The sequence below is a fragment of the Erwinia sp. BNK-24-b genome, from assembly GCF_047456155.1.
GTDB lineage: Bacteria > Pseudomonadota > Gammaproteobacteria > Enterobacterales > Enterobacteriaceae > Erwinia > Erwinia phyllosphaerae.
The window spans coordinates 1133671-1154512 of sequence record NZ_CP179901.1; the positions used below are offsets into that span (position 1 = coordinate 1133671).

21 protein-coding genes are annotated in these 20842 nt (G+C 54.2%); 9 read left to right on the forward strand and 12 right to left on the reverse strand.

Annotated elements, in window-relative coordinates; all coding sequences use genetic code 11:
- The first annotated feature begins 103 nt into the window (after positions 1-103).
- On the forward strand, positions 104-1069 hold the full coding sequence (gene glk / locus ACMGGR_RS05290) for a glucokinase (RefSeq protein WP_246762118.1): 966 nt from the start codon (positions 104-106) through the stop codon (positions 1067-1069).
- Positions 1070-1144: 75 nt separating this feature from the next.
- Here the strand turns inward: glk and ACMGGR_RS05295 are convergent, their stop codons facing one another.
- Both ACMGGR_RS05295 and ACMGGR_RS05300 read right to left on the reverse strand, forming a co-directional pair.
- Positions 1145-1873, reverse strand: coding sequence for a LytR/AlgR family response regulator transcription factor (locus ACMGGR_RS05295; RefSeq protein WP_414148330.1), 729 nt, complete (start codon positions 1871-1873; stop codon positions 1145-1147).
- A gap of 70 nt (positions 1874-1943) precedes the next feature.
- Positions 1944-3623 (reverse strand): LytS/YhcK type 5TM receptor domain-containing protein, encoded by a 1680-nt coding sequence (locus tag ACMGGR_RS05300; RefSeq protein WP_281434711.1) that lies wholly within the window; start codon positions 3621-3623, stop codon positions 1944-1946.
- Between the two features lie 333 nt (positions 3624-3956).
- On the opposite strand from ACMGGR_RS05300, the gene ACMGGR_RS05305 reads away from it, so the two are divergent.
- Positions 3957-4481, forward strand: coding sequence for a GNAT family N-acetyltransferase (locus ACMGGR_RS05305; protein ID WP_414148912.1), 525 nt, complete (start codon positions 3957-3959; stop codon positions 4479-4481).
- A gap of 103 nt (positions 4482-4584) precedes the next feature.
- The gene (gene alaC, locus ACMGGR_RS05310; protein ID WP_246762113.1) at positions 4585-5820 is read left to right on the forward strand and encodes an alanine transaminase; all 1236 of its coding nucleotides are present in this window, start codon (positions 4585-4587) and stop codon (positions 5818-5820) included.
- 65 nt (positions 5821-5885) lie between these two features.
- Here alaC and ypdK read toward each other — a convergent pair whose 3' ends face one another.
- From ypdK to ACMGGR_RS05325, 3 genes are all read right to left on the reverse strand, one after another.
- Positions 5886-5957, reverse strand: a complete 72-nt coding sequence (gene ypdK, locus ACMGGR_RS05315) for a membrane protein YpdK (RefSeq protein ID WP_246762156.1) — start codon at positions 5955-5957, stop codon at positions 5886-5888.
- Positions 5958-6112: 155 nt separating this feature from the next.
- Positions 6113-7138, reverse strand: a complete 1026-nt coding sequence (locus ACMGGR_RS05320) for an HlyD family secretion protein (RefSeq protein WP_414148913.1) — start codon at positions 7136-7138, stop codon at positions 6113-6115.
- Positions 7139-7143: 5 nt separating this feature from the next.
- A complete protein-coding gene (locus ACMGGR_RS05325; RefSeq protein WP_414148331.1) occupies positions 7144-8736 on the reverse strand; it encodes an MFS transporter in 1593 nt (530 codons plus the stop codon).
- Positions 8737-8892: 156 nt separating this feature from the next.
- Between ACMGGR_RS05325 and ACMGGR_RS05330 the strand changes: the two genes are divergently transcribed.
- The 3 genes from ACMGGR_RS05330 (at position 8893) to ACMGGR_RS05340 (ending at position 10764) form a co-directional block, all read left to right on the forward strand.
- Entirely contained in the window at positions 8893-9675 is a 783-nt protein-coding gene (locus ACMGGR_RS05330; protein ID WP_414148332.1) for an IclR family transcriptional regulator, read from the forward strand.
- Between the two features lie 12 nt (positions 9676-9687).
- Positions 9688-10140, forward strand: coding sequence for a universal stress protein (locus ACMGGR_RS05335; RefSeq protein ID WP_246762108.1), 453 nt, complete (start codon positions 9688-9690; stop codon positions 10138-10140).
- A 336-nt stretch (positions 10141-10476) separates the two neighbouring features.
- Positions 10477-10764 (forward strand): hypothetical protein, encoded by a 288-nt coding sequence (locus ACMGGR_RS05340; protein WP_246762106.1) that lies wholly within the window; start codon positions 10477-10479, stop codon positions 10762-10764.
- 109 nt (positions 10765-10873) lie between these two features.
- Here ACMGGR_RS05340 and ACMGGR_RS05345 read toward each other — a convergent pair whose 3' ends face one another.
- A complete protein-coding gene (locus tag ACMGGR_RS05345; protein ID WP_414148333.1) occupies positions 10874-11020 on the reverse strand; it encodes a hypothetical protein in 147 nt (48 codons plus the stop codon).
- A 297-nt stretch (positions 11021-11317) separates the two neighbouring features.
- Between ACMGGR_RS05345 and ACMGGR_RS05350 the strand changes: the two genes are divergently transcribed.
- A complete protein-coding gene (locus tag ACMGGR_RS05350; protein WP_246762103.1) occupies positions 11318-12199 on the forward strand; it encodes an SMP-30/gluconolactonase/LRE family protein in 882 nt (293 codons plus the stop codon).
- 245 nt (positions 12200-12444) lie between these two features.
- Here the strand turns inward: ACMGGR_RS05350 and ACMGGR_RS05355 are convergent, their stop codons facing one another.
- Together ACMGGR_RS05355 and ACMGGR_RS05360 are read right to left on the reverse strand one after the other, a co-directional pair.
- A complete protein-coding gene (locus ACMGGR_RS05355) occupies positions 12445-13665 on the reverse strand; it encodes an MFS transporter (protein ID WP_246762101.1) in 1221 nt (406 codons plus the stop codon).
- 160 nt (positions 13666-13825) lie between these two features.
- Positions 13826-15070 carry a mechanosensitive ion channel family protein gene (locus ACMGGR_RS05360; protein ID WP_246762100.1) on the reverse strand — a complete coding sequence of 415 codons (1245 nt, stop codon included), beginning with the start codon at positions 15068-15070 and terminating at the stop codon, positions 13826-13828.
- Between the two features lie 289 nt (positions 15071-15359).
- On the opposite strand from ACMGGR_RS05360, the gene ACMGGR_RS05365 reads away from it, so the two are divergent.
- Positions 15360-17279, forward strand: coding sequence for a methyl-accepting chemotaxis protein (locus tag ACMGGR_RS05365; protein ID WP_246762098.1), 1920 nt, complete (start codon positions 15360-15362; stop codon positions 17277-17279).
- A gap of 51 nt (positions 17280-17330) precedes the next feature.
- Here ACMGGR_RS05365 and ACMGGR_RS05370 read toward each other — a convergent pair whose 3' ends face one another.
- The 3 genes from ACMGGR_RS05370 to ACMGGR_RS05380 form a co-directional block, all read right to left on the reverse strand.
- Positions 17331-18938, reverse strand: a complete 1608-nt coding sequence (locus ACMGGR_RS05370; protein ID WP_414148334.1) for an NAD-dependent malic enzyme — start codon at positions 18936-18938, stop codon at positions 17331-17333.
- Between the two features lie 288 nt (positions 18939-19226).
- Entirely contained in the window at positions 19227-19439 is a 213-nt protein-coding gene (locus ACMGGR_RS05375; protein ID WP_246762094.1) for a hypothetical protein, read from the reverse strand.
- Between the two features lie 155 nt (positions 19440-19594).
- Complete coding sequence (locus tag ACMGGR_RS05380; RefSeq protein WP_246762093.1) at positions 19595-19918, reverse strand: hypothetical protein; 324 nt, start codon at positions 19916-19918, stop codon at positions 19595-19597.
- A 201-nt stretch (positions 19919-20119) separates the two neighbouring features.
- Between ACMGGR_RS05380 and ACMGGR_RS05385 the strand changes: the two genes are divergently transcribed.
- On the forward strand, positions 20120-20347 hold the full coding sequence (locus ACMGGR_RS05385; RefSeq protein ID WP_414148335.1) for a DUF333 domain-containing protein: 228 nt from the start codon (positions 20120-20122) through the stop codon (positions 20345-20347).
- Between the two features lie 49 nt (positions 20348-20396).
- Here ACMGGR_RS05385 and ACMGGR_RS05390 read toward each other — a convergent pair whose 3' ends face one another.
- Entirely contained in the window at positions 20397-20534 is a 138-nt protein-coding gene (locus tag ACMGGR_RS05390; RefSeq protein WP_246762089.1) for a hypothetical protein, read from the reverse strand.
- Positions 20535-20842 lie beyond the last annotated feature (308 nt).

The following is a 20842-nucleotide window of genomic DNA, read 5'->3' on the forward strand; positions in this document are numbered from 1 at the left end:
TAAGGTAGTCGGTTGCGGCGTCACCTTTTGCCGGGTGGGCGTTGTTGTTTGAGTGGGGGAAATTTATAGTGTGTACATATGACGTAAGCGGAGCAAAACAATAATGACTAAGTATGCTTTGGTAGGTGATGTAGGCGGCACCAACGCGCGCCTGGCACTGTGTGAAGTTGAGAACGGTGCTATCTCACAAGCCAAAACGTTCTCCACAGCAGACTACGATAGCCTTGAGGCCGTCATCCGTTTTTATCTTGCCGAGCAGCAGCAGGATGTCACGGATGGCTGCATCGCCATCGCCTGCCCAATAACCGATGACTGGGTTGAAATGACCAATCACGACTGGGCTTTTTCCACCAGCAAAATGAAAGCGAACCTGGGTTTTGAGCATCTGGAGATCATCAACGACTTTACCGCCGTGTCGATGGCCATTCCTATGCTGAGCGAGCAGGACGTCATGCAGTTCGGCGGCACTTCGCCGGTCAAGGATAAGCCGGTTGCCGTTTACGGTGCCGGAACCGGTCTGGGCGTGGCGCATCTGGTGCATGTGGATAAGCGCTGGGTCAGCCTGCCGGGCGAGGGCGGTCACGTCGATTTCGCCGCTAACAGCGACGAAGAAGATATGATCCTGGAAGTGTTACGCGCCGAGCTGGGCCATGTTTCAGCCGAGCGTATCCTTTCCGGTGCGGGTCTGGTTAACCTTTACCGCGCTATTGTCAAAGCCGACCAGCGCGTGCCGGAAAACTTAAAGCCAAAAGACGTTTCGCAGCGCGCGCTGGATGACAGCTGCACCGATTGCCGTCGTGCACTGGCCATGTTCTGCGTGATTATGGGACGTTTTGGCGGCAACCTGGCGCTGACGATGGGCACTTTCGGCGGCGTTTATATCGCTGGCGGTATCGTGCCGCGCTTCCTGGAATTCTTTAAAGCTTCCGGTTTCCGTGCCGCGTTCGAAGACAAAGGCCGCTTCAAAGACTACGTGCAGAATATCCCGGTTTATCTGATCACTCACGATAAGCCAGGCCTGCTGGGCGCCGGTGCGCATCTGCGCCAGACGCTGGGCAGCATTCTGTAAAGTAAAGGCCGGATTTTCCGGCCTTTGTTTTATCTGGCGAGGCAATACCGGACGGCTAACCTGCCGTGCCGCGATCTATAACCGCATCAGCTGGCGGAAATCTTTCACCTTGCTGCGGCTGACCGGCACCTGAAAGTCCAGGTCGCGCAGCTTAAGCATATAGGTGTTGTTAAACCAGGGCTCTATCTCGCGGATCTTGCTCAGATTGACGCAGTAGGAACGGTGGCAGCGAAAAAAAGCCTCATCAGGCAACCGGCTACAAAACTCCGTTATATTCATCGGCATCACGTACTCTTCCCGCCGCGTATACACAAACGTCATTTTCTCGTGGGCTTCGGCATAATAAATATCGTTGATGTCCGTCACGATGATGCGTTCGTCTTTCACCAGGTTAATGGTATGCACCTGACTACGCGGGCCGTCGACGCTGCCTTGCGTCGCCTGCTGCAACGTGTTTTCCACCTTGCGCAGCATAGTGATAATGCGCATCTCGTGGTAAGGCTTAAGGATATAGTCAAACGCCTCCAGCTCAAACGCTTCTACGGCGTGCTCCTTGTAGGCGGTGATAAAAATAATCAGCGGCCGATGGGCAAACTTGCTGATGTTTTGCGCCAGCAGCACGCCGTCCAGCGAGGGAATATTAATATCCAGAAAAATCACGTCCGGCTGGTGGTTTTGCAGGTATTTCAGCACGTCCAGACCGTCGTCAAAGGTTGCTTCAATCTGGATCTGGCTATGCTGGCGGATCAGCCAGCTCAGCTCCTGCTGCGCCAGAAATTCATCTTCCACTATGATGGCTTTCACATCGTTTTCCTGGTCAAAACGGCGTCAGGCCGTAGGCTGTTGACACCGTACTCTTAAGCCTGCAACGGCATTAAGCCGTTAGCGAGACGCGCTCGGGCAAAATCGCCCCGTTTTTACTGATATAGAAGGCGATTTCCGTACCCGGATTGCAGCGGTGGATATGCAGCCCTTCACCGTACAGCAGCTTTACGCGGTGGTGGACGTTAAGCAAACCAATCTTGTTGCCCGGCATCTCGTTACGCTCCACGCGCTGCACCACTTCTTCACTGATGCCGTTGCCAGTATCCCGCACGGCAATGCGAATGCGGTCGCCGGAATCTTTTACGCTAATCGTCACCACGCCTTTGCCGCGGCAGGGATGAACGCCGTGCACAATGGCATTTTCGACCAGCGGCTGGATCAGCAGGCTGGGCAGTGAAAAGTTAATGTCTTCATCAATTTCATAAATAACCGTCAGCTTGTCGCCAAAACGCGCCTGTTCAATAGCGATATAATCTTTGATCTGATAAAGCTCTTTTTTAATATCGATAATTTCGTCGTCGTTCAGCTCCAGGTTATAGCGCAGATAGCGTGCAAGGTTGCCGATCAGCTGGCGAGCGGTATCCGGATTAATACGAATAGAAGAGGAAATAGCGTTCAGCGCGTTAAACAGAAAATGGGGATTAATTTTACTTTGCAGCGCGCGGAGTTCCGCTTTATTGGCCATTTCCCGCAGCTGTTCGGCGCGAGAAACTTCCAGCTGCGTAGAAATAATCTGTGACAGGCCGACGGCCATTTCCCGCAGTGACCATGTAATACGGTGCGCGTGGCGGTAGTAAATTTTCAGCGTGCCGGTGACTTCGCCCTTCTCCCGTAGCGGAATGACGATCATCGAATGAATTTCCGGCGTGCGGTGCGCCTCATCGTTGTTTCTGATAATAATTTCGCCGTTGGCAATCGCTCTGGCCGTCGTTGGGCTAATGCCGTCATCGCCTTCACGGTAGTTCTGCTCACCGACGCCAATGTAGGCCAGAATCTGGTTTTTATTGGTAATAGCCACGGCATCGGCGTTGATGTCATCACGGATAATTTCACAAACCTTGCGCAGAGAGTGGCTGTTAACCTGACGAAACAGCGGCAGCGTTTTATTGGCGATATCCAGCGCCAGCTTAGCCTGCCTGGCAGCGATGGCCTCTTTTTCGCCTTCGACGCTCTGGATCAGCAGTACGATAAGCCCAATGCTGACCGCGCCCAGGATCATCGGCACGGCAATCTCTTCCACAATGGCCAGGCCCAGCGCCTGCGGCCGCGCCCACAGTAGAATCAATATCATGGTCAGCGACTCGCACAGCATGCCGCCAATAATACCCGTGCTCCAGCGCTTTTCTTTACGCACCCGCAGATTGATCCAGCCCGCGGCAAAACCGGCGATAATGCTGGTTATCAGGCAGGGAACGGAGGTAACGCCGTGAATATCGATTAAAAAACGGTGCAGCCCGGCAATCACGCCGGTGGCAATGCCAACCCACGGCCCAAACAGAATGCCGCCGGACATAATGGCGATGGTACGTACGTTAACCAGCGAACCGTCAACGTTAATGCCGCTCCACGTACCGAACAGCGCGAATAAAGAGAAAATCGCCGTTACCGCCATCAGCTCCTGACGCGAATGCTCATCCTTTTGCAATAGCTGACGAAAATGGCGGATACGCGTCATAAAAAACAGGCAGATAAGCATTAACGCGGCGCGATCTAATACCGCCAGCAGCATTTCAAATACGGGATGCACGGCACGCCTCGGCTGTTAAAGAAAAGTGGGCTTCATCATAAGGAAAGCGAGCGGAATGTGCCAGGCAAGTGCGCGCGCCGTGCCCATCTGGATCAATTTTGTCGTGATTAATGATTAAAAGTGAAAGGGAATAACGACATAGCGTTTTTTTATCACAAATGAGGAAATCCTGGTAACAAAAAGGGGATGGTTTTTTTGCGCCCGCCGTCGCTTTACTTTATCGCCGTGCTACAGGATATTTTCCAGATGCAAAAGGCCCTGTTTACGCCGGAAAGCAGGACTGATAAGAAAACGGAACCGGCTTTTGAGGCGAAGATGCAACTCACCACCGAAAGATTGCGGCTGACGTTACTTCAGCCAGATGACTGGTCATTGTTTCATCAGGTACACAGCGATGCGGTCAGCATGCAGTTTATCAGCGCCATTCCGCAGCTGGCTGACATTCGCCAGCGCTTTCAAACGCGGCTACAGCCCTGGCAGGTGACCAGCCTGCATATGCTTTGCCTGACTATACGGCTGAAAGAGAGTAATGAGTCGATTGGCCTGATTGGCGCCAATGCGGAATGGTCACCGTGGCGACAGGCAGAAGTCGGCTATTCGCTCCTGAGCCAGCATATCGGCAAAGGCTACGGGACAGAGGCGGTGGGCGCGCTGAGCGACTGGCTGCTTGCAGAAAGCCGCTTTCACAAGCTGAAAGCGCAGGTTGTGGAGGGCAACTGGGCTTCGCGACGCGTGCTGGAAAAAAACGGCTTCCGGCTGGAGGGCACGCTGCGAGAAAATTATCTGCTGCGCGGTCAGTGGGTTAATGACTGGCTGTTCGGCAAACTGGCTTCGGATTAAAACGGCTCGACAGCCTTACCGCTTGTGCGCTATGTTCATTGTTCGACCAGTTTCTGGTCAGCGTCGCTCGGACGGTTCCGGGCGCAAACGTTAAGAGGTCTCTATGGCTGACATCAGCTCCGCACGCCGTTTTTCCCGTATCGAACGTCTTCCTCCCTATGTTTTTAATATCACGGCCGAACTGAAAATGGCCGCGCGTCGTCGTGGCGAAGATATTATCGATTTCAGCATGGGTAACCCGGATGGACCTACGCCGCCTCATATTGTCGAAAAGCTTTGCGCGGTCGCCCAGCGCGAAGATACGCATGGCTATTCTACCTCGCGCGGTATACCTCGTTTACGTCGCGCCATTTCGCGCTGGTATGCCGACCGCTACCAGGTCGACATCGATCCGGAGTCAGAAGCCATCGTCACCATCGGCTCGAAAGAAGGGCTGGCGCACCTGATGCTGGCCACGCTCGATCATGGCGATACCGTGCTGGTACCCAATCCAAGCTACCCCATTCATATTTATGGCGCTGTGATTGCGGGCGCTCAGGTGCGCTCCGTGCCGCTGGTGGAAGGCGTAGATTTCTTTAACGAACTGGAACGCGCCATTCGGGAAAGCTATCCAAAACCGAAAATGATGATCCTGGGTTTCCCTTCAAACCCGACGGCGCAGTGCGTGGAGCTGGACTTTTTTGAACGCGTTATCGCGCTGGCCAAACAGTATAACGTGCTGGTTATCCACGATCTCGCCTATGCCGATATCGTCTACGACGGCTGGAAAGCGCCCTCGATCATGCAGGTTCCGGGCGCTCGCGACGTGGCCGTAGAGTTCTTTACCCTCTCCAAAAGCTACAATATGGCGGGCTGGCGTATTGGCTTTATGGTGGGCAACAAAGAGCTGGTGGCCGCGCTGGCCAGAATTAAAAGCTATCACGATTACGGCACCTTTACGCCATTGCAGGTGGCGGCCATCGCCGCGCTTGAGGGCGATCAGCAGTGCGTACGCGATATCGCTCAGCAGTACAAACAGCGCCGTGACGTGCTGGTAAAAGGGCTGCATGAGGCAGGCTGGATGGTGGAATTGCCGAAGGCGTCCATGTACGTCTGGGCGAAAATCCCCGCTCACTATGCACACATGGGATCGCTGGAGTTTGCCAAACACATGTTACAGGAAGCAAAAGTCTGCGTTTCGCCAGGCGTGGGCTTTGGCGACTACGGCGACACGCACGTGCGGTTTGCGCTGATTGAAAACAGCGACCGTATTCGTCAGGCGGTCAGAGGGATTAAAGCGATGTTCCGCGCCGACGGCATTTTGCCGGGCACGCTGAAAAATGAAGAGGCGGCGGGATAAGCGGTTTAGCCTGAAGGATAATAAAAGGGCAGGCGCTTTGCCTGCCCGCTCTTGCTCTGGCCGCTTTACAGCATCAGATAGAAGGTGCCAACCCAGGCCAGAAACAGAAAAGAGATGCCCATTAACGCATATTTCACCGAAAAACTCCTCTGAGCGGTTAACGACTGCGGCGATCCTTGTGCAGCACGCCTTATCGTGTGGCAAAGGCCCTGAAAGCCCACGGGATCGTCCGCTAATTTACCCGCTCTTTACGGCAAAATAAAGCCGTCTCTGCCAGGAATCATCTCTGTTTTCAGTCACTAATTTCGGGTACGACCGACATGCCCACCTTCAGACGCGTCAGCGCAGCCTGGCCCGGCTCCAGCAAAATTTTCACCGGCAGACGCTGCGCAACCTTGGTGTAATTGCCCGTTGCGTTATCGGCGGTGATGGCGGCGAAGGTAGAGCCGGTGGCGGGCGCTATGCTGTCAACGTGGCCGTGCAGCGTTACGTCAGGCAGCGCGTCGACGCTGAGAGTCACGGGCTGGCCAGGGTGCACGTTGGTCAACTGGGTCTCCAGAAAATTCGCTACTACGTAAGTTTGCTGCAAAGGCACCACGGCCATCAGGCGCGTACCGGCAGAAACCCAGGCACCACGGCGAGCAGAGCGCTGGCCGACAGCACCGTCAACGGGGGCGGTAACGACGGTATAGGAGAGGTTCAGCCGGGCCTGATCGACGTTGGCTTTTGAAGCGGCGATATCCGCCTGGGCCTGGCGCAGGCTGGCCTGCATTACGCCCACTTCTTTACGGGCGGCCAGCGCCGCGGCCTGGCTCTGGCGCAGCTGCGCGGCCGCTTCCTGCATTGAAGCGCTGGTTTTCTGCTGCTCATCGGCGGTGGCAGTGCCGCTTTTCAACAGGCGGCGATAGCGTTCGGCATTCTGTCCGGCATAGTTTAATGTCGCCTGGCTGGCAGCAACGGCGGCATCATTTTGCGCAATCGTCGCCTGCTGCTGTTCAAGCTGTGCCTGCACGCTGGTTAATTTCGCCTGGCTGACCTGTAGGTTAGCCTCGGCCGTTTCCAGCGCAACCCGGTAATCTCTGTCATCAATCGTTGCCAGCGTATCGCCCGCTTTAACCTGCTGGTTATCACCGACGTTTACGGTACGAATATAGCCGGACACTTTTGGCGCAATTGAGGTGTAATCCGCGGTTACCACGGCATCGTCGGTGCGGGCCTGATGACGGCTCATGGCCGACCAGACGAAAAAGGCAATCCCCAGCAGGACCGCCAGCAGCACGGCTAGCGTTAAGGTTCTTTTGGCAGGTGTGAAGCTCATCATTATTATCTCGTGGCTTTAGATTGAATAAGGGTTTGCGGCGGCCAGACGCGTTTAGGCAGCCAGGCGGTCAGCAGCACCAGCAGCAGAGCGAAAGCGATAATCAGCAGGTAGGCGTCGCTAATGCTAAGGATCACCGCCTGGTGCTTCAGCAGCGTGGCGAAGCGGCTCAGGTTTTCTACCGAGCTGACCGAACCGTCCGGCAGCAGCGGCTGCATCACCGAAGCGCCGGCGGAATTATCCGCCGTCATCAGCCACGGACGATTGCCCAGCTGGTCCACCAGGTTATGCGAGTGAAATTTTTCCCGATGGGTTAAAAAATTCTCCACCAGGCTGCCTGCCGCCACGCTGGAGAAGCCGCGCACGGTATTAAACATGGCCGAAGCATAAGGGCCTTCCGGCGGCAGGACCACGCTGGTGGCGCTCATCAACACCGGCAGGATCAGCATCGGCTGGCCAAACGCCTGCAGAATCTGGATCAGCCAGAAATTTTGCCTGGCCCACTCATCGGTTAGCTGCATACCCATCAGGCAGGAGACGCTAAGCAACGCCGCGCCGCAGGTCAGCATCCAGCGGCAGTCAATCCAGCGCAGGTTAAGCAGGAAAGCCATAAAAGGCGCGATCAGCAGCTGCGGCAGACCGATAGTCAGCGCCAGCGGGGCAAACTGCACGGTACGAAAACCTTCCACCTGACCAAAATAGGCCGAAGGCAACGCCGAGCCGGAAAGCGCTACCAGCAGCACGCCGGCCAGCACCAGCAGCCCGTGGGTCAGATTTTTGCGCTCCAGCAGCTGCAATTTAAACAGCGGCAGCGGATGCGACCATTCGTTAATAAAGAAAACCACCAAAAGCGCGACGGAAGAGAGCAGCATGGCAATAATCAGCGGGGAATTCAGCCAGTCCAGGCGTTCGCCCTGCGACAGCGCTAATATCATCAGCGCAATACCGCTACAGCCGGTCAGCATGCCGAACCAGTCCATCTGCTTAAAACGTTCCAGCCGCGTCGGATCCTGCGGCAGCCCCCAGCCGATCAGCACGCTGGCGATAAGCATCAGCGGAATAACCTGCCAGAAAACAAACTGCCAGCCGACGGCATCGGTCCAGAAAGCGGCCAGCGAAGCGGCAACGTTTGGGCCAAAAGTGGCGGTCAGGGCATAGGCCGACAGGCCATACAGCTTGATAGTCGGCGGCAAAAAGCGCAGGGCGACGGTCATCAACAGCGGCGGCAACGCGCCGCCAAACAGTCCCTGAATAACGCGCAGGCCGATAAACAGCGCGGGCGTGGCGGCATAGGGCTGTAGCGCGCCGGTAAGCGCGAAACCAAAGGCAACCACCAGCGCAAAGCGGCGCAGCGAAAAGGTGACGGCAAACCAGGGCGCAATCATCATCGCCGCCACTTCAGCAGCCTGATAGACCGAGGTTATCCAGCTGGCCTGGTCGTAGCTAAACCCGATGGCGGCGCGCACGTCGGCCAGCGCCAGATCGGTAACGCGATCGTTTAATCCGGAAGTCAACGCAGCAATCAACACGCCCACCAGGCCCAGCGCAAGACGCAAGGTAAAAGGATGGGGTTGGGGTGCTGCGGGTTGAGCAGTCATAGCAGGTGCTCCGCAAAGAAAAGATAGAGTGATGCACTGTATTGCATTGTGGTACATTCGCCGCTGATATTACATGCTGATGCACTGTATTGCAATGTGATACGGCGCGTGAAAAAAGAGTGCTACAGTATCGCCATCAACAAGGAAGGAGATCTTATGTCTGACCCTGCAGCTTTACGTGACGAAGAGCGTACCGGCGGTATCCAGGTTATCTCGCGCGCGGCTAAAATTCTGGATGCCCTGGGCGACAGCCCCAACGGCATGAGCCTGGGAGAAATAGCGCAGGCCGTCGATTTGCCGCGCTCGACCGTGCAGCGCATCGTAAGCGCGCTGGATTCCGTGCAGCTGGTGCGTACTCAGGGCGCAGGAGGCGTGCGGCTTGGCCCGGCGCTGCTAAGGCTGATTGCCAGCGTGCATACTGACGTCGTGGCGATTGCGCAACCCTGGCTACAGGCGCTAAGCGATGCGACGGGCGAAACGGTTTCCCTGGCGCGCGCCAGTGGCTTACAGCTGGCCATCGTGCATTACGTGGTTGCCGATCGTGAATTGCGCGTGGTGCCGCGCATCGGGCTGAATCTGCCGCTTTACAGCACCTCTGGCGGCAGGGCGCTGCTGGCGCTGGACAGCGATGAAGAGGCAAGGGCGCTGGTCGGCGACGCTTATGAAGCGATGACCGAGCTCACCGTTAAGGCGTTTCCTGATTTACTGGAGCGGCTGCGGGAGATTCGTCGCACCGGCGTGTCTTACGATCGTGGCGAAACGCTGGAAGGAATTTCTACTATGGCAGTGGCTATCGATACCATACTGGGACGCTTTTCTGTCAGCTTACTGGTGCCTTCTACCCGTTTTCAAAAGCACGAGGCGCTCTATCGCGCAGAGATCTTAAAGTGCAAAGAAGCCCTGGTGGACGAGATTGGCAAAGCGGCCTTACGTGACTAACAGGAGTGGCAAATGAAAAAGCTATTAGTGGCGGTTGATAACTCGGCGCTGGCGCGCAAAGTGGTTTCTCTGGCAACGGAGCAGGCGCACGCGCTTGATGCGGACGTGGTGGTTTTATGTTGTGTCGATGCCAGCTATGCCAGCACCATCGGCGATTACGTTATTGAGGCAGGCGAAGATCCCGGCGATTTTGGCAGCGCACAGGATGAGCAAAATACGGCAGAAGCGGCGGTTCGTCAGGCCCTGGCAGCGTTGCAAAAGGCGGGCGTTCGCGCTACGGGACGCGTACTGGCAGGAGAGTCTGCCGAAACTATCGTCGCGCATGCCAGCGAAATGGGTGCCGCTATGATCATCATGGGACGACGCCATCTCTCTTCCTTTAACCGCCTGCTTAAAGGCTCGGTTAGCGCGGCCGTGATCGAACGGGCCAGCTGTCCGGTGCTGGTAGATGTGCGGGCTGATTAGCAGTGCCGTCTCATAATAACGGCACTTCAGGTTAATTTCCGTACCGCGGCTTTACGTATAATTCCCTTCGCAGCCTGAATATAGCGCAAAAAAAAGCCCGCTCGCCGCGGGCTGTAAATCTTTGTAATTATAAATAAAAAACCTGGTGTCGTGCAGACATGTCGCTGTGTCTGGAGCTATATTCGCATTCATTTTCGCCTGGCGCTACATGGCATCCTGAATCGATTCAATCGGTAAAATATTGCAAAGCATTTTAAAAAAATCGCAAATGTGGCTTTTTCCGATGGCGTCGTGATGTCGCTCAAGTATGATGCGGCGGCGAAGTAAGGAGTTAAGATGAAAAAAATAATGACTGGCGCTTTAGCGCTTGCTGTTCTGCTGTCGGTAGGCTGTACATCCGGCAAACCAGGTGCCTTTGAAAAAGTCGGCGAAGACCCGGCGGTAAATAGCGTTCTGTATCGTTTCGATCCTGACAAGGTAAACAAAACCGCGATGGAACAAGATGTAGAACATTATTGCGAAGAGCGTGGTTTTGATAAGGTGGAACCCATTAAGCCGCAGGAAAGCCGCCTGCCTGGATTAATGAAAGCCTGGTATCAATGTAATTACAGCGTTAAAAGCTAATAAAAAAAGGCGGGTAATTACCCGCCTGAAATCTTGCATTTTATTTTTATATTGCCGTGTGCAGGCTTTGCCCGCTTAAGAATGAAGAAACTCCACCCTTGATACTTCTTTACCAGCCCCGGTGCGGTCCAGAGCCGTTATGATAGCCAGGGCCGCCGTGGCCGTGGTGTCCGCCACCGCGATAGCCATCGTGGATAATACAGCCGCTCAGCATACTAACGACGCCCAGAATCGCCAGAGATTTTATTAATTTCATGATCGTTACTCCATCACTTTCCAATAGCTGATAATTTACAAGACAAAAGTGGAGGAATAATGCCGCTTTTGTAGAGTTGTTAGAATAAATATTTCCAAATAATTCAGTAGTGCTATTCTTCTGGTTATTGCTTTATTAATAAATAAGAGAAGGCTTAAAAAACCGCCTTTCCCTCCAGAATGTTCTTAAATAAACAGCACTCCGCCGCGCGGTATTTTCCTTAAAATTTGCCTTAATTTTATCAGAGAGGAATTTCTGCGATAGACTTAAGGCAGCTCTTCATTACAAGGAAATGCTATGCGTTATCAGGTTAAAAATGTGCTGGCGGCTCAGGCAGAGCTGGGCGAATGCCCGGTCTGGTCCGTGCGTGAGCAGGTGCTCTACTTTGTCGATATTCTGGCTCCCGAGCTGCATCGCTTCGATCCCCGCAGCGGAGAACATAAAGTCATGCCGGTTCCGGAACACATTGGCTGTTTCGGCCTGAACGAGCAGGGCGGCTTTGTGGCAGCGCTGCGCAGCGGCGTCTGCATGCTGGATGAAGATGGGGTAGTCACGCAAAAAGTGGCCGACAATCCCGGAGAAGCAGCCTTCAGCCGTTTCAATGATGGCCGCGTGGACAGGCACGGGCGCTTCTGGTGCGGCAGCCTGTGGGAGCCGCAGGATCGCAACGGCGGCAAGCTTTGTCGGCTGGACGAGTATCTGAACCTGACCGTTGAAGCGGAAGATATCAAAATTTCCAACGGCCTGGCGTTCTCACCGGATAATAAATGGATGTACCACACCGACACGCCTAACGGCGTACTTTATCGCTATCCGGTAGATGAAAAAGGCGATATCGGCCCGCGTGAAGTGCTGCAACGCTTTGTGCAGGAAGAAGGCGGCTTGCCGGACGGCGCGGCGGTAGACAGCGAAGGATTTTACTGGGCAGCGATGTTTGACGGCTCGCGCGTTATCCGCCTGAACCCTGCCAACGGTGAAATTGTGGATGAGATCCCGCTGCCGGTACGCTGGCCAACCATGGTCGCGTTTGGCGGACCGGATCTGAAAACGCTTTATATCACCAGCTCACGCGAAGACCGCACGGCAGAGGAACTGGCCGCTTACCCACAGTCCGGCGACGTTTTCGCCGTGGAGGTAGCGGTTGCAGGCTTGCCGGAGCCGCTGTTTTGCAGAAAATAGCCCGTTGGTGAGCGGTTGTGCCGGGAGCTTTTTTTCGCACAAGGTAGCCGGTTAGCAAGCGGTCGTGGCGGGATTTTTTTTCGCACAAGGTAGCCGGTTAGCGAACGGTTGTGCCGGGAACTCTTTCTTGCACAAGGTAGCCGGTTAGCAAACAGGGCCTGGCTTGCATTGCGCCAGCCAGGCCCTGAATAATTTCGCGTCCGGTTATTTAATAAGCGTCCTGCAGAGTGCAGGTAATTATCCGCTTAAAGCGTCTGCACCGAACGTAGCGCCTCGCTCTCTTTTGCCGGGCGATGCGGCAGGCGAATCGTTAATGACATAATCAAAGAGAGCGCCAGCAGCGCCATAATCAAGCCAAACGTTGCAACGAAGCCGCCAAACAGCGAGGCGAACAGCGATCCCAGCACGCTGCCAATCCCAAAGCCCAGATAAATCAGCCCGTAGTTTTTGGTTAAATTGTTTAAGCCAAAGAAGTCGCTGACCAGCGAGGGGTAAACGGTGATGGTGCCGCCAAAGCTAAACGCCACGCAGGCCAGAGAAATAAAGAAGGTGTTCTCATTCATCTGCGTAAACAGCAGAATACTCATTCCCACCAGCGATACGACCTGCGCCAGCGTAATCACCCGGATACGCGCCAGCTTGTCGGAAAGTACGCCAAGCACCAGGCGTCCGCTCAGGTTAGCAATGGCGATGACCGTAACCGCGCTGGCCGCCGTCTGCGTTGACAGATGCACCAGGCCTTCACCAATATCTTTCGCCACGCCGATAACGTATAAACCGCTCATGCAGGCCGTTAAAAACATCACTGCCAGCATCCAGTACTGCGGCAGACGGACGGCTTCAGCCAGCGAAAAGTCACGCGCGCTGTGAGAACTGGCAGACATTTGCTGTTTTGGTGCGTCTTTCATCAGCAGGCCACCACAGATAATCATGGCCATCGCCAGACAGCCCCAGATTAAAAACGTGTTTTCCAGGCTGTTAACGCTCAGTAAATAGCTACAGATAAACTTAAAGCCCAGGCTACCCAGCCCATAAGCGCCGATAGCACAGGCTGAAATGACGCCTTTACGTTCCGGAAACCACTTCACACAGTTCGACAGCGTCATCAGATAACCCGCGCCGTCGGCCAGGCCTACCAGCAAGCCCGCGCTGAGATAAAGCATAAACAGATTATTGGCATGCGAGGTCAGGAAAAAACCGAACGCCAGCAGCACGCCAGCGCCGATAGTCACGTTGCGCACGCCAAAACGCTCCTGAAGCTTTCCGGCAAGGGAGGAAGCCACCGCCAGACCCAGGCTCAACAAACCGAAAGAGAAAGCGACCTGGCTTACCGGCGCGTCCAGCTTATGGGAAAGCTGACCGTTAAACAGGCTCCAGGTATAGACCGAACCCAGCGCGAACTGGGTAATAACGGTGCCGATTAGCGTTAACCAGCGAACGCGATGACTGACGGCTTGTGTGCTCATGGGAAACTCCCGCGGAGTAAGAGAAATTAAGCACATAGTAATGCGGGGTTTAACGCTGCGGGGATTCCCGGCATGAACTGCCGCCAGCGCGGAATGAAATGCCGCCAGAAGGGAATGAATCGCCGCCGCCTGTCGTTGTCGGCAGACGGCGGCAGGGAAATTAGCTTGCCGAATGAATGCGCAAATTGCGCAGATCGTTTCCGGTTGGCGTTTGATGAACACGTAAGCCAAACTCCGGCAGCACGGCAAAAATATGATCGAAAATATCGGACTGGATCCTTTCATACTCCAGCCAGACCGTGGTGTTGGTAAACACGTAAATCTCAATCGGCAAGCCTTCTGAACCCGGTGCCAGCTGGCGTACCATCAGCGTCATACCTTTATGGATATGGGGATGCGCCTTCAGCCACGCTTCCAGCCAGGCACGGAACGTCCCGATATTGGTCATCCGGCGGCCATTCAGCGGCGTACTGGTATCCAGCCCGGCGTTGTAAGCAGAAACTTCCTGGCTTTTGCTTTCCAGATAAGGCGTCAGTAGCTGGGCGCGTTTCAGACCTGCCATTTCCTCCCCGGAAAGAAAATGAATGCTGGTGGCATCAATATTAATGCTGCGTTTAATGCGGCGGCCGCCGGACTCCGACATGGCGCGCCAGTTCTTAAAAGAGTCAGAAATCAGGGCATAGGTAGGGATAGTCGTAATGGTGTTATCCCAGTTACGCACCTTAACCGTGGTCAGCGCGATATCCACGACCGAACCGTCCGCGCCATATTTTGGCATATCCAGCCAGTCGCCAAGCTTGAGCATATTGTTGGCGGAGAGCTGAATACCGGCCACCAGCCCTAAAATAGGATCTTTAAATACCAGCATCAGGACGGCGGTCATCGCGCCTAAACCGGTCAGCAGCACCAGCGGTGATTTACCAATCAGCACCGAAATAATCATCAGCGATACCAGCAGCGCGGCGATCAGCTTCAGGCTTTGAAAAATGCCTCGCAGCGGCATCTGGCGGGCGATGGCGCTCTCTTCGGACAAATCGAGGAAAATATCCAGCAGCGAGAAAAACATCAACAGCCCAAAGGCCATGACCCACACCTGGCTTAAGATCATCAGCACGCTGTAAATCGGCTCAATACCGGACAAAAACAGTTCCAGCTGGATCTGCAAAAAAACGCCCTGCATCAGTAAAGCAAAGCGGCTAAAGAGCTTGTTGTCGATCAGCGATTTAGGCCACTGACGGCTTGATTTTTCGGCCATGCGCCGTAATAGCGGCAGCAGCACGCGATGCAGCATACCGTGCGCCATCAGCGAAATAAGCAGGATAACGCCAAGCACAGCGGCCAGCGCAATCAGCGAAGCATAGGGCAGATCAAGCGCGTTGAGCTGCGTAAGAATTAAATGATACATAGGTTGAGTTCCCTTTAGTCAGGCTTCCAGAATTCTCCGGCAAAACGTGAAAATAAGGCGGAATGACTGAAAAACAGACGTTTCGCGGCGCGTCAGGGTAGCCCGACCGCAGCGGCAAAATCAAATCGGATTTTCCTTAGTCTTTTATGCTGGCGGCAGCGGCTCGCCGGTTCGCTGAGCGGCTCAGATTTTGCTGGCCGATGCCGATAAGCAAACTAAGCGATGATTAAATATCGTTCATAACCACTCAGGCTTAGTTCTGCCGCAGCGTCAACGTAAGGAATTTATTATGCCGGGGATACCAGTTCGTGTTGCAGGGAAACTGATTTTTGGCGGCGTTTCGATGCTGCTGTTAACCATGTTATTGGTCTATTTTGCTATTTCCCTGCGCGGGCAGCCGCGCGTGGTGGAGGCCAGTAACAGTTTGATCCAGCAAACCGGCGAAAATATCGTCGGCCAGCTTAACCAGCAGCTGCTGCGTATCGAAGGGGAAGTCGTTAGCATGGCGCGGCTGGCGGAAGTTCTGCCGCATCAGGAAGCGCTGTTTAAAAGCATTCTGCCGCAGGTTATCGACAGCAAAGGTGACAAAAGTATTGCAGGCGGCGGCGTCTGGCCGGAGCCTGGCGCTTTTACTGAAGGCACCGCGCGGCGCAGCTTTTTCTGGTCTCGCGGCGCAGACGGCACGTTGGCTTATTCCGACGGCTACAACGCGGCTGACAGCACGGGTTACCACAATGAAAGCTGGTATACCTCTGCCAGAGAAGCCCCGCGCAACAAATGCGACTGGTCAGAAGTTTACCAGGATCCCGTTTCGCTGGTGAACATGGTGACCTGTAGCGTGCCTTACGATCAGGGCGCAAAGTTTGGCGGCGTGGCGACGTTTGACGTGCTGCTGGATAACCTTTCCGGTTTTATGCAGAGCCACGGCAACCTGACCGGCGGCTACGCTTTTGCGCTGGATAGCGCAGGTAACGTGCTTTATTTTCCTGGAAATAAGGATAAAGCGCTGAAAAAATTCAGCGCGCTGGCAAGCGAACAGCCCTGGCTAACGCCCGTAGTACAAGGCATCACCTCCAGCCAGGCCAGCACGACGCTCAATAATATTCAGGATGGCGTCCTGCACACGCCGAGCCAGGTAACGCTGTTTAAAATGCCAGCTACCGGCTGGATAATTGGGCTGGTAACGCCGGAAGCGAAAGTTACCGCGCTGGCGGACAATATTGTGCAGGATATTTTTATGGTGCTGATCCCGGTACTGCTGGTGCTTATCGTTATGGTTTGGCTGTTTGCGCGCAGTATGGCCTCCCGACTGGAGTCTACCCGCGCCGCGCTGGACGAAATTGCCAACGGTGACGGCGATTTAACCCGCCGCTTAACCACCACAGGCAAAGACGAAATAGCCGATATCGCCGTCTCTTTTAACCAGTTCGTGGATAAGATTGCTGGCGTCATCACCAGCGTGCAGGCCAGCGGCGTTAACGTAGCCGCCAACGCCAGCTCGCTGGCGGAAAGCAACCAGGCATTCTCGGCGAAAATCAGCGATCAGGCTTCAGCGCTGGAACAAAGCGCGGCCGCGATGGAGCAGCTTAACGCCACCGTCCAGCTCAATGCAGAAAACACGCGTCTGGCCGACTCTTTCACCGAGCAAACGGCGCAGATCGCCCGCAGCAGCAGCGAGGTGATGAACCAGGTTATCGTGACGATGGCCTCGATCAAAGCCTCCTCCAGCCGCGTGGGTGAAATCCTTAGCGTGATCGACGGCATCGCTTTCCAGACCAATATCCTGGCGCTGAACGCGGCGGTTGAAGCGGCCAGAGCGGGCGAGCAGGGGCGTGGCTTTGCCGTGGTAGCGGCGGAAGTTCGCGCGCTGGCGCAGCGTAGCGCCGCAGCAGCTCACGAAATTAAAGAGTTGATTGGGCAGTCTGACAGTACGGTACTGGCCGGTAGCCGTCTGGTGGAAGGCGCAGGTGAAAAGCTGGAAGGCCTGGTCAATGACGTGCTGAAGGTGAAAGAAGTGGTCGGCGAAATTCGCGTCGCGGGTGATGAGCAAAGCAAAGGCATCAGCGAAGTCACACTGGCGGTGTCGCAGATGGAGCGCAGCATTCAGCAAAACCTGCTGCTGATCACCCAAACCGCGGAAAACACCGAGGCGCTGCGTGCAGAAGCTTCCCAGCTGGCACAGGATATTTCGGCGTTTAAAGTTTCGTAAGCAGCGGGCAGCAGGGATGCTGCCCGTCTTGCAACCGCTAAGCGTGTTTTTTCAGGATGAATAGCTCGGCTGATAAATCAGCCCCTGCATCCAGCTCTCAATATCTTTAGGTTGCTCTACACCAGCCAGATCGTGCTTAAACAAATAGCGCACAAGGCCGGTAGCAATGGCGACTTCTGTTTTAACAATATCGGCCTGGGAAGGGTACAGCTTGCCTTTCTCGCGGTCCGCTTTACTGACCTGCTGCGCGCAAAGGCGAGCCGCTTCTATAAAGAGTTTGTCATCAACCCGCGCGGGTCTGGCCGCGTAAATCGCCAGGCTGACCGCCGGGAAAATATAAAAGTTATTTGCCTGGCCGGGATAGCGCGTTTGGTCTTTGCTTTTAACTTCATCAAACTGTACGCCAGCGGCAAACAGCGCTTTGCCGTCGCTCCATTCGTAGGCCTGGCTGGCGGTACATTCCGCATTTTTGGTCGGATTAGACAGCGCAAAGATGATCGGCCGATCGTTAAGCTTGCTCATAGCCTTAACCACGCCCTCATCGAACAGGCCGCCCTGCGTGCTGACGCCAATCAGCATGGTAGGTTTTACACGCTCGACCACTTTTTGCAGATCGCTTTCTGGCTGCATGTCATGCGCATAGGCCCGTTGCGAATCATTCAGAACGTCACGATCTGCAACAATCAGGCCGTTTTTATCAAACAGGGTAATGGCACTTTGCGCCTTATGGCGATCTGCGCCTTCCTGCACCATTGCCTCTACCAGCATATTAGCGATGCCGGTACCTGCGGAACCTGCTCCGGCAAACACGACGCGCTGGTCGGAAAGCTTGCCGCCGGTGGTTTGCAGCGCGGTAATTAAACCGGCAAGCACCACGCTGGCCGTTCCCTGAATATCATCGTTATAAACCAGCGCCTGCTGCTGATAGCGTTGCAGATAACGAATCGCGTCATTACCTTCCCAGTCTTCAAAGTGGATGCAGCAGCCGGGGAAAACCTCCTGAACGGCGGCCACAAACTCATCCAGCAGCTCATCCAGCGCCTGCTGTTCCAGCTTCGCCTCCCGCAGACCGGTATAGAGCGGATCGTCTTTTAGCTTTTTGTTGCCGGTGCCAATATCCAGATGAATCGGCAGTAGTCCCTGCGGCGGCACTGCGGCACAGGCCGTATAAAGCTGGAGTTTACCTACGGGGATGGGCGCGCCGTTAGCGCCAATATCGCCCAGGCCCAGAATACGCCCACCCGAAGAGACGCAGATAAACTGCACCTCTTTTTGCGGCCAGTTACGCAAAACGTCTTTCAGGCGGCCTTTCATTTCGCGCGTTAAATACATGCCTTTTGGACGACGATAGATATGGCCATATTTCATGCAGGCATCGGCGATGGTCGGATCGTAAACCAGCGGAATAAAGGTGACAGGGTCGGACATCAGGGTAGCGAAAAATAGCGTTTCGTTGCGGTCCGCCAGCTCCTGCAGATAGATATATTTTTCGATGTCGTCCGGCTTATTATGCAGATGCTCCAGAACACGCTGCATTTGCGTTTCCAGTGAATCAATCACCGGCGGCAGTAAACCTTCCAGCTGCGCTTCTTCTCTTTCCTTTTTACTAAAGGCGGTATCTTTGTTGCGCGTGGCGGAATTTAATATCTCTGTGGTCATTACCTTCCCTTACTGGTCAAAATATAAATGGCAAAACCTGCTTAATAATGTCTAAGCCTGGTAGAAAGCGCGTGGGATTGCCGGGAAGGAAATGTAACAAAATCAAAGGAAAGGATCGGGAAAGCGACAGGGAAAGGGCTGGCGAAGGTAAGATGTATGGTTACAGCACGAGAAACAGGTCAGAGAGAAGCAGGCTATACAGGCGATGCGGCTCAGGTGCTGAGCCGCGATCGGTACTCTATCCCGAGCCTTGTATTGACAAGATAGCGGGCTGGCTTGCGTAGTGGACTATTTAATGTAGCTGCGGATAGCGTCCGCAATGGCTTTATTAGGGCCACGGTGGTCTTCGCGTTGTTCAGTATCATCCGCAACTTTCTGCAGATATTTGTTCAGCTTGCCGCCGGTCGGCACGTTACCGTAAGCAATCAGCATTTGAACAATCTGCCTTAACGCCAGCAGTTCTACGGTAAGTCTTTCAACAACAGGATCTTTTTCTGACATGGGAAACTCCGGTACGATTTTTCAGTCAATGCGCCAGGTTACGCAGGCGATGCAATAAGATTACGCGGGTAATGCGATAAGTTTACGCAGGCTGGCTGAATTTCAATCACTGGAATACCGTAAGAAAACGCCCTCAAATCCTTGCGGCGGGCAAATTACGAAAGATAAAGAACGGCGTCTGGCGCTCTGAGTAGTGCGTAGAGCTCCGCCGAGGCGTAACCGGAAACATCCAGCTGTTGTGAAGGTGAGCTGTAGCGCATCACGCTGATTCTTTTTAGCTGATGCCAGATCAGTATCGCAGAAACCGCCAGCGAACAGCTGGTCTCGCTTTGCATACAGAGCAGCGTGTAGTGCCACTCTTCGTCCAGCTCATTGGAAAAAAACTGCACGCTTTCCGGCGGCAGTAAGGCACGAAGATCGGGCAGCAAAAACTGACTAACGTTACGGGTAAGCCGTAAGGTAAAGGTTGCTGGTCGCATGGAGCATTCCTTGTCGTAATAGCCGGGCGAGTAATGGCCAGCCGGGACGGCAGTTGCCAGTATATTCCCAATCCTGGAAAATTCGTTTCTATTTTAGAGAACCGTTGTTGAAGTTCAATGCGTTAAGCTTTTGCGAGAGCGCTTTTAGTTTTCTTTACGGGACGGCCTGATGCAATCGGAGCCCTCTGAACCGGAGACCTTATGAACAAAATGACACTGGCTATTTGCATCTTAATGGCCACAGGCTGTGCGGTTAAAACGGATAAGCCTGCGAAGCTGGCAATGAAAAATCCGGCGTCGGTTTATTGTGTAGAGCAGGGCGGTAAAGTGGATATTATTGATACGGAAAAAGGGAAAAGCGGCTTTTGTACGCTTCCTTCCGGCGAGAGAGTAGAGGAGTGGACGTTATATCACAGGGATCATAAATAAGGCGGCCCTTGCGGTTTTGTTTCGGGCATCCATGCCCGTACGGCCTGATTTAATCAAAAGAACAGTAGCCTCCTTTATGATGAGAGCCGGTTCCGCCATGCGGATGCTGGCCTTTTGGACATGCAAAAACTGAAGCTGACATAATGCCTAAAGCTGATACCAAAAGGATTGCTATGACTTTTTTCATTTTTATTCCTGCGTGTAGTCTTGCCCGTGGGGAGAACCCCATGGTCAATATACACTTAAGTATGACAATGGGAATCCTGATAAAAGATCAGTGCTCCTGGTGACGATAAATACCGATCGGAACCAGCGGACGCGCATGCCTGTTGATTGTTTCCTCCGGGTATCACTATCCTCTTCAGAGCAGGTAATTATCTGCTTTTAAGAGCTTTAATCTGAAATGTATCGCAGAAATTTTATTGCGCTGGCACTTTCTGGCTATCAGCATATGTTCGGTATGGCCGTGACGTTTATTCATTGCCTGAGTATTGC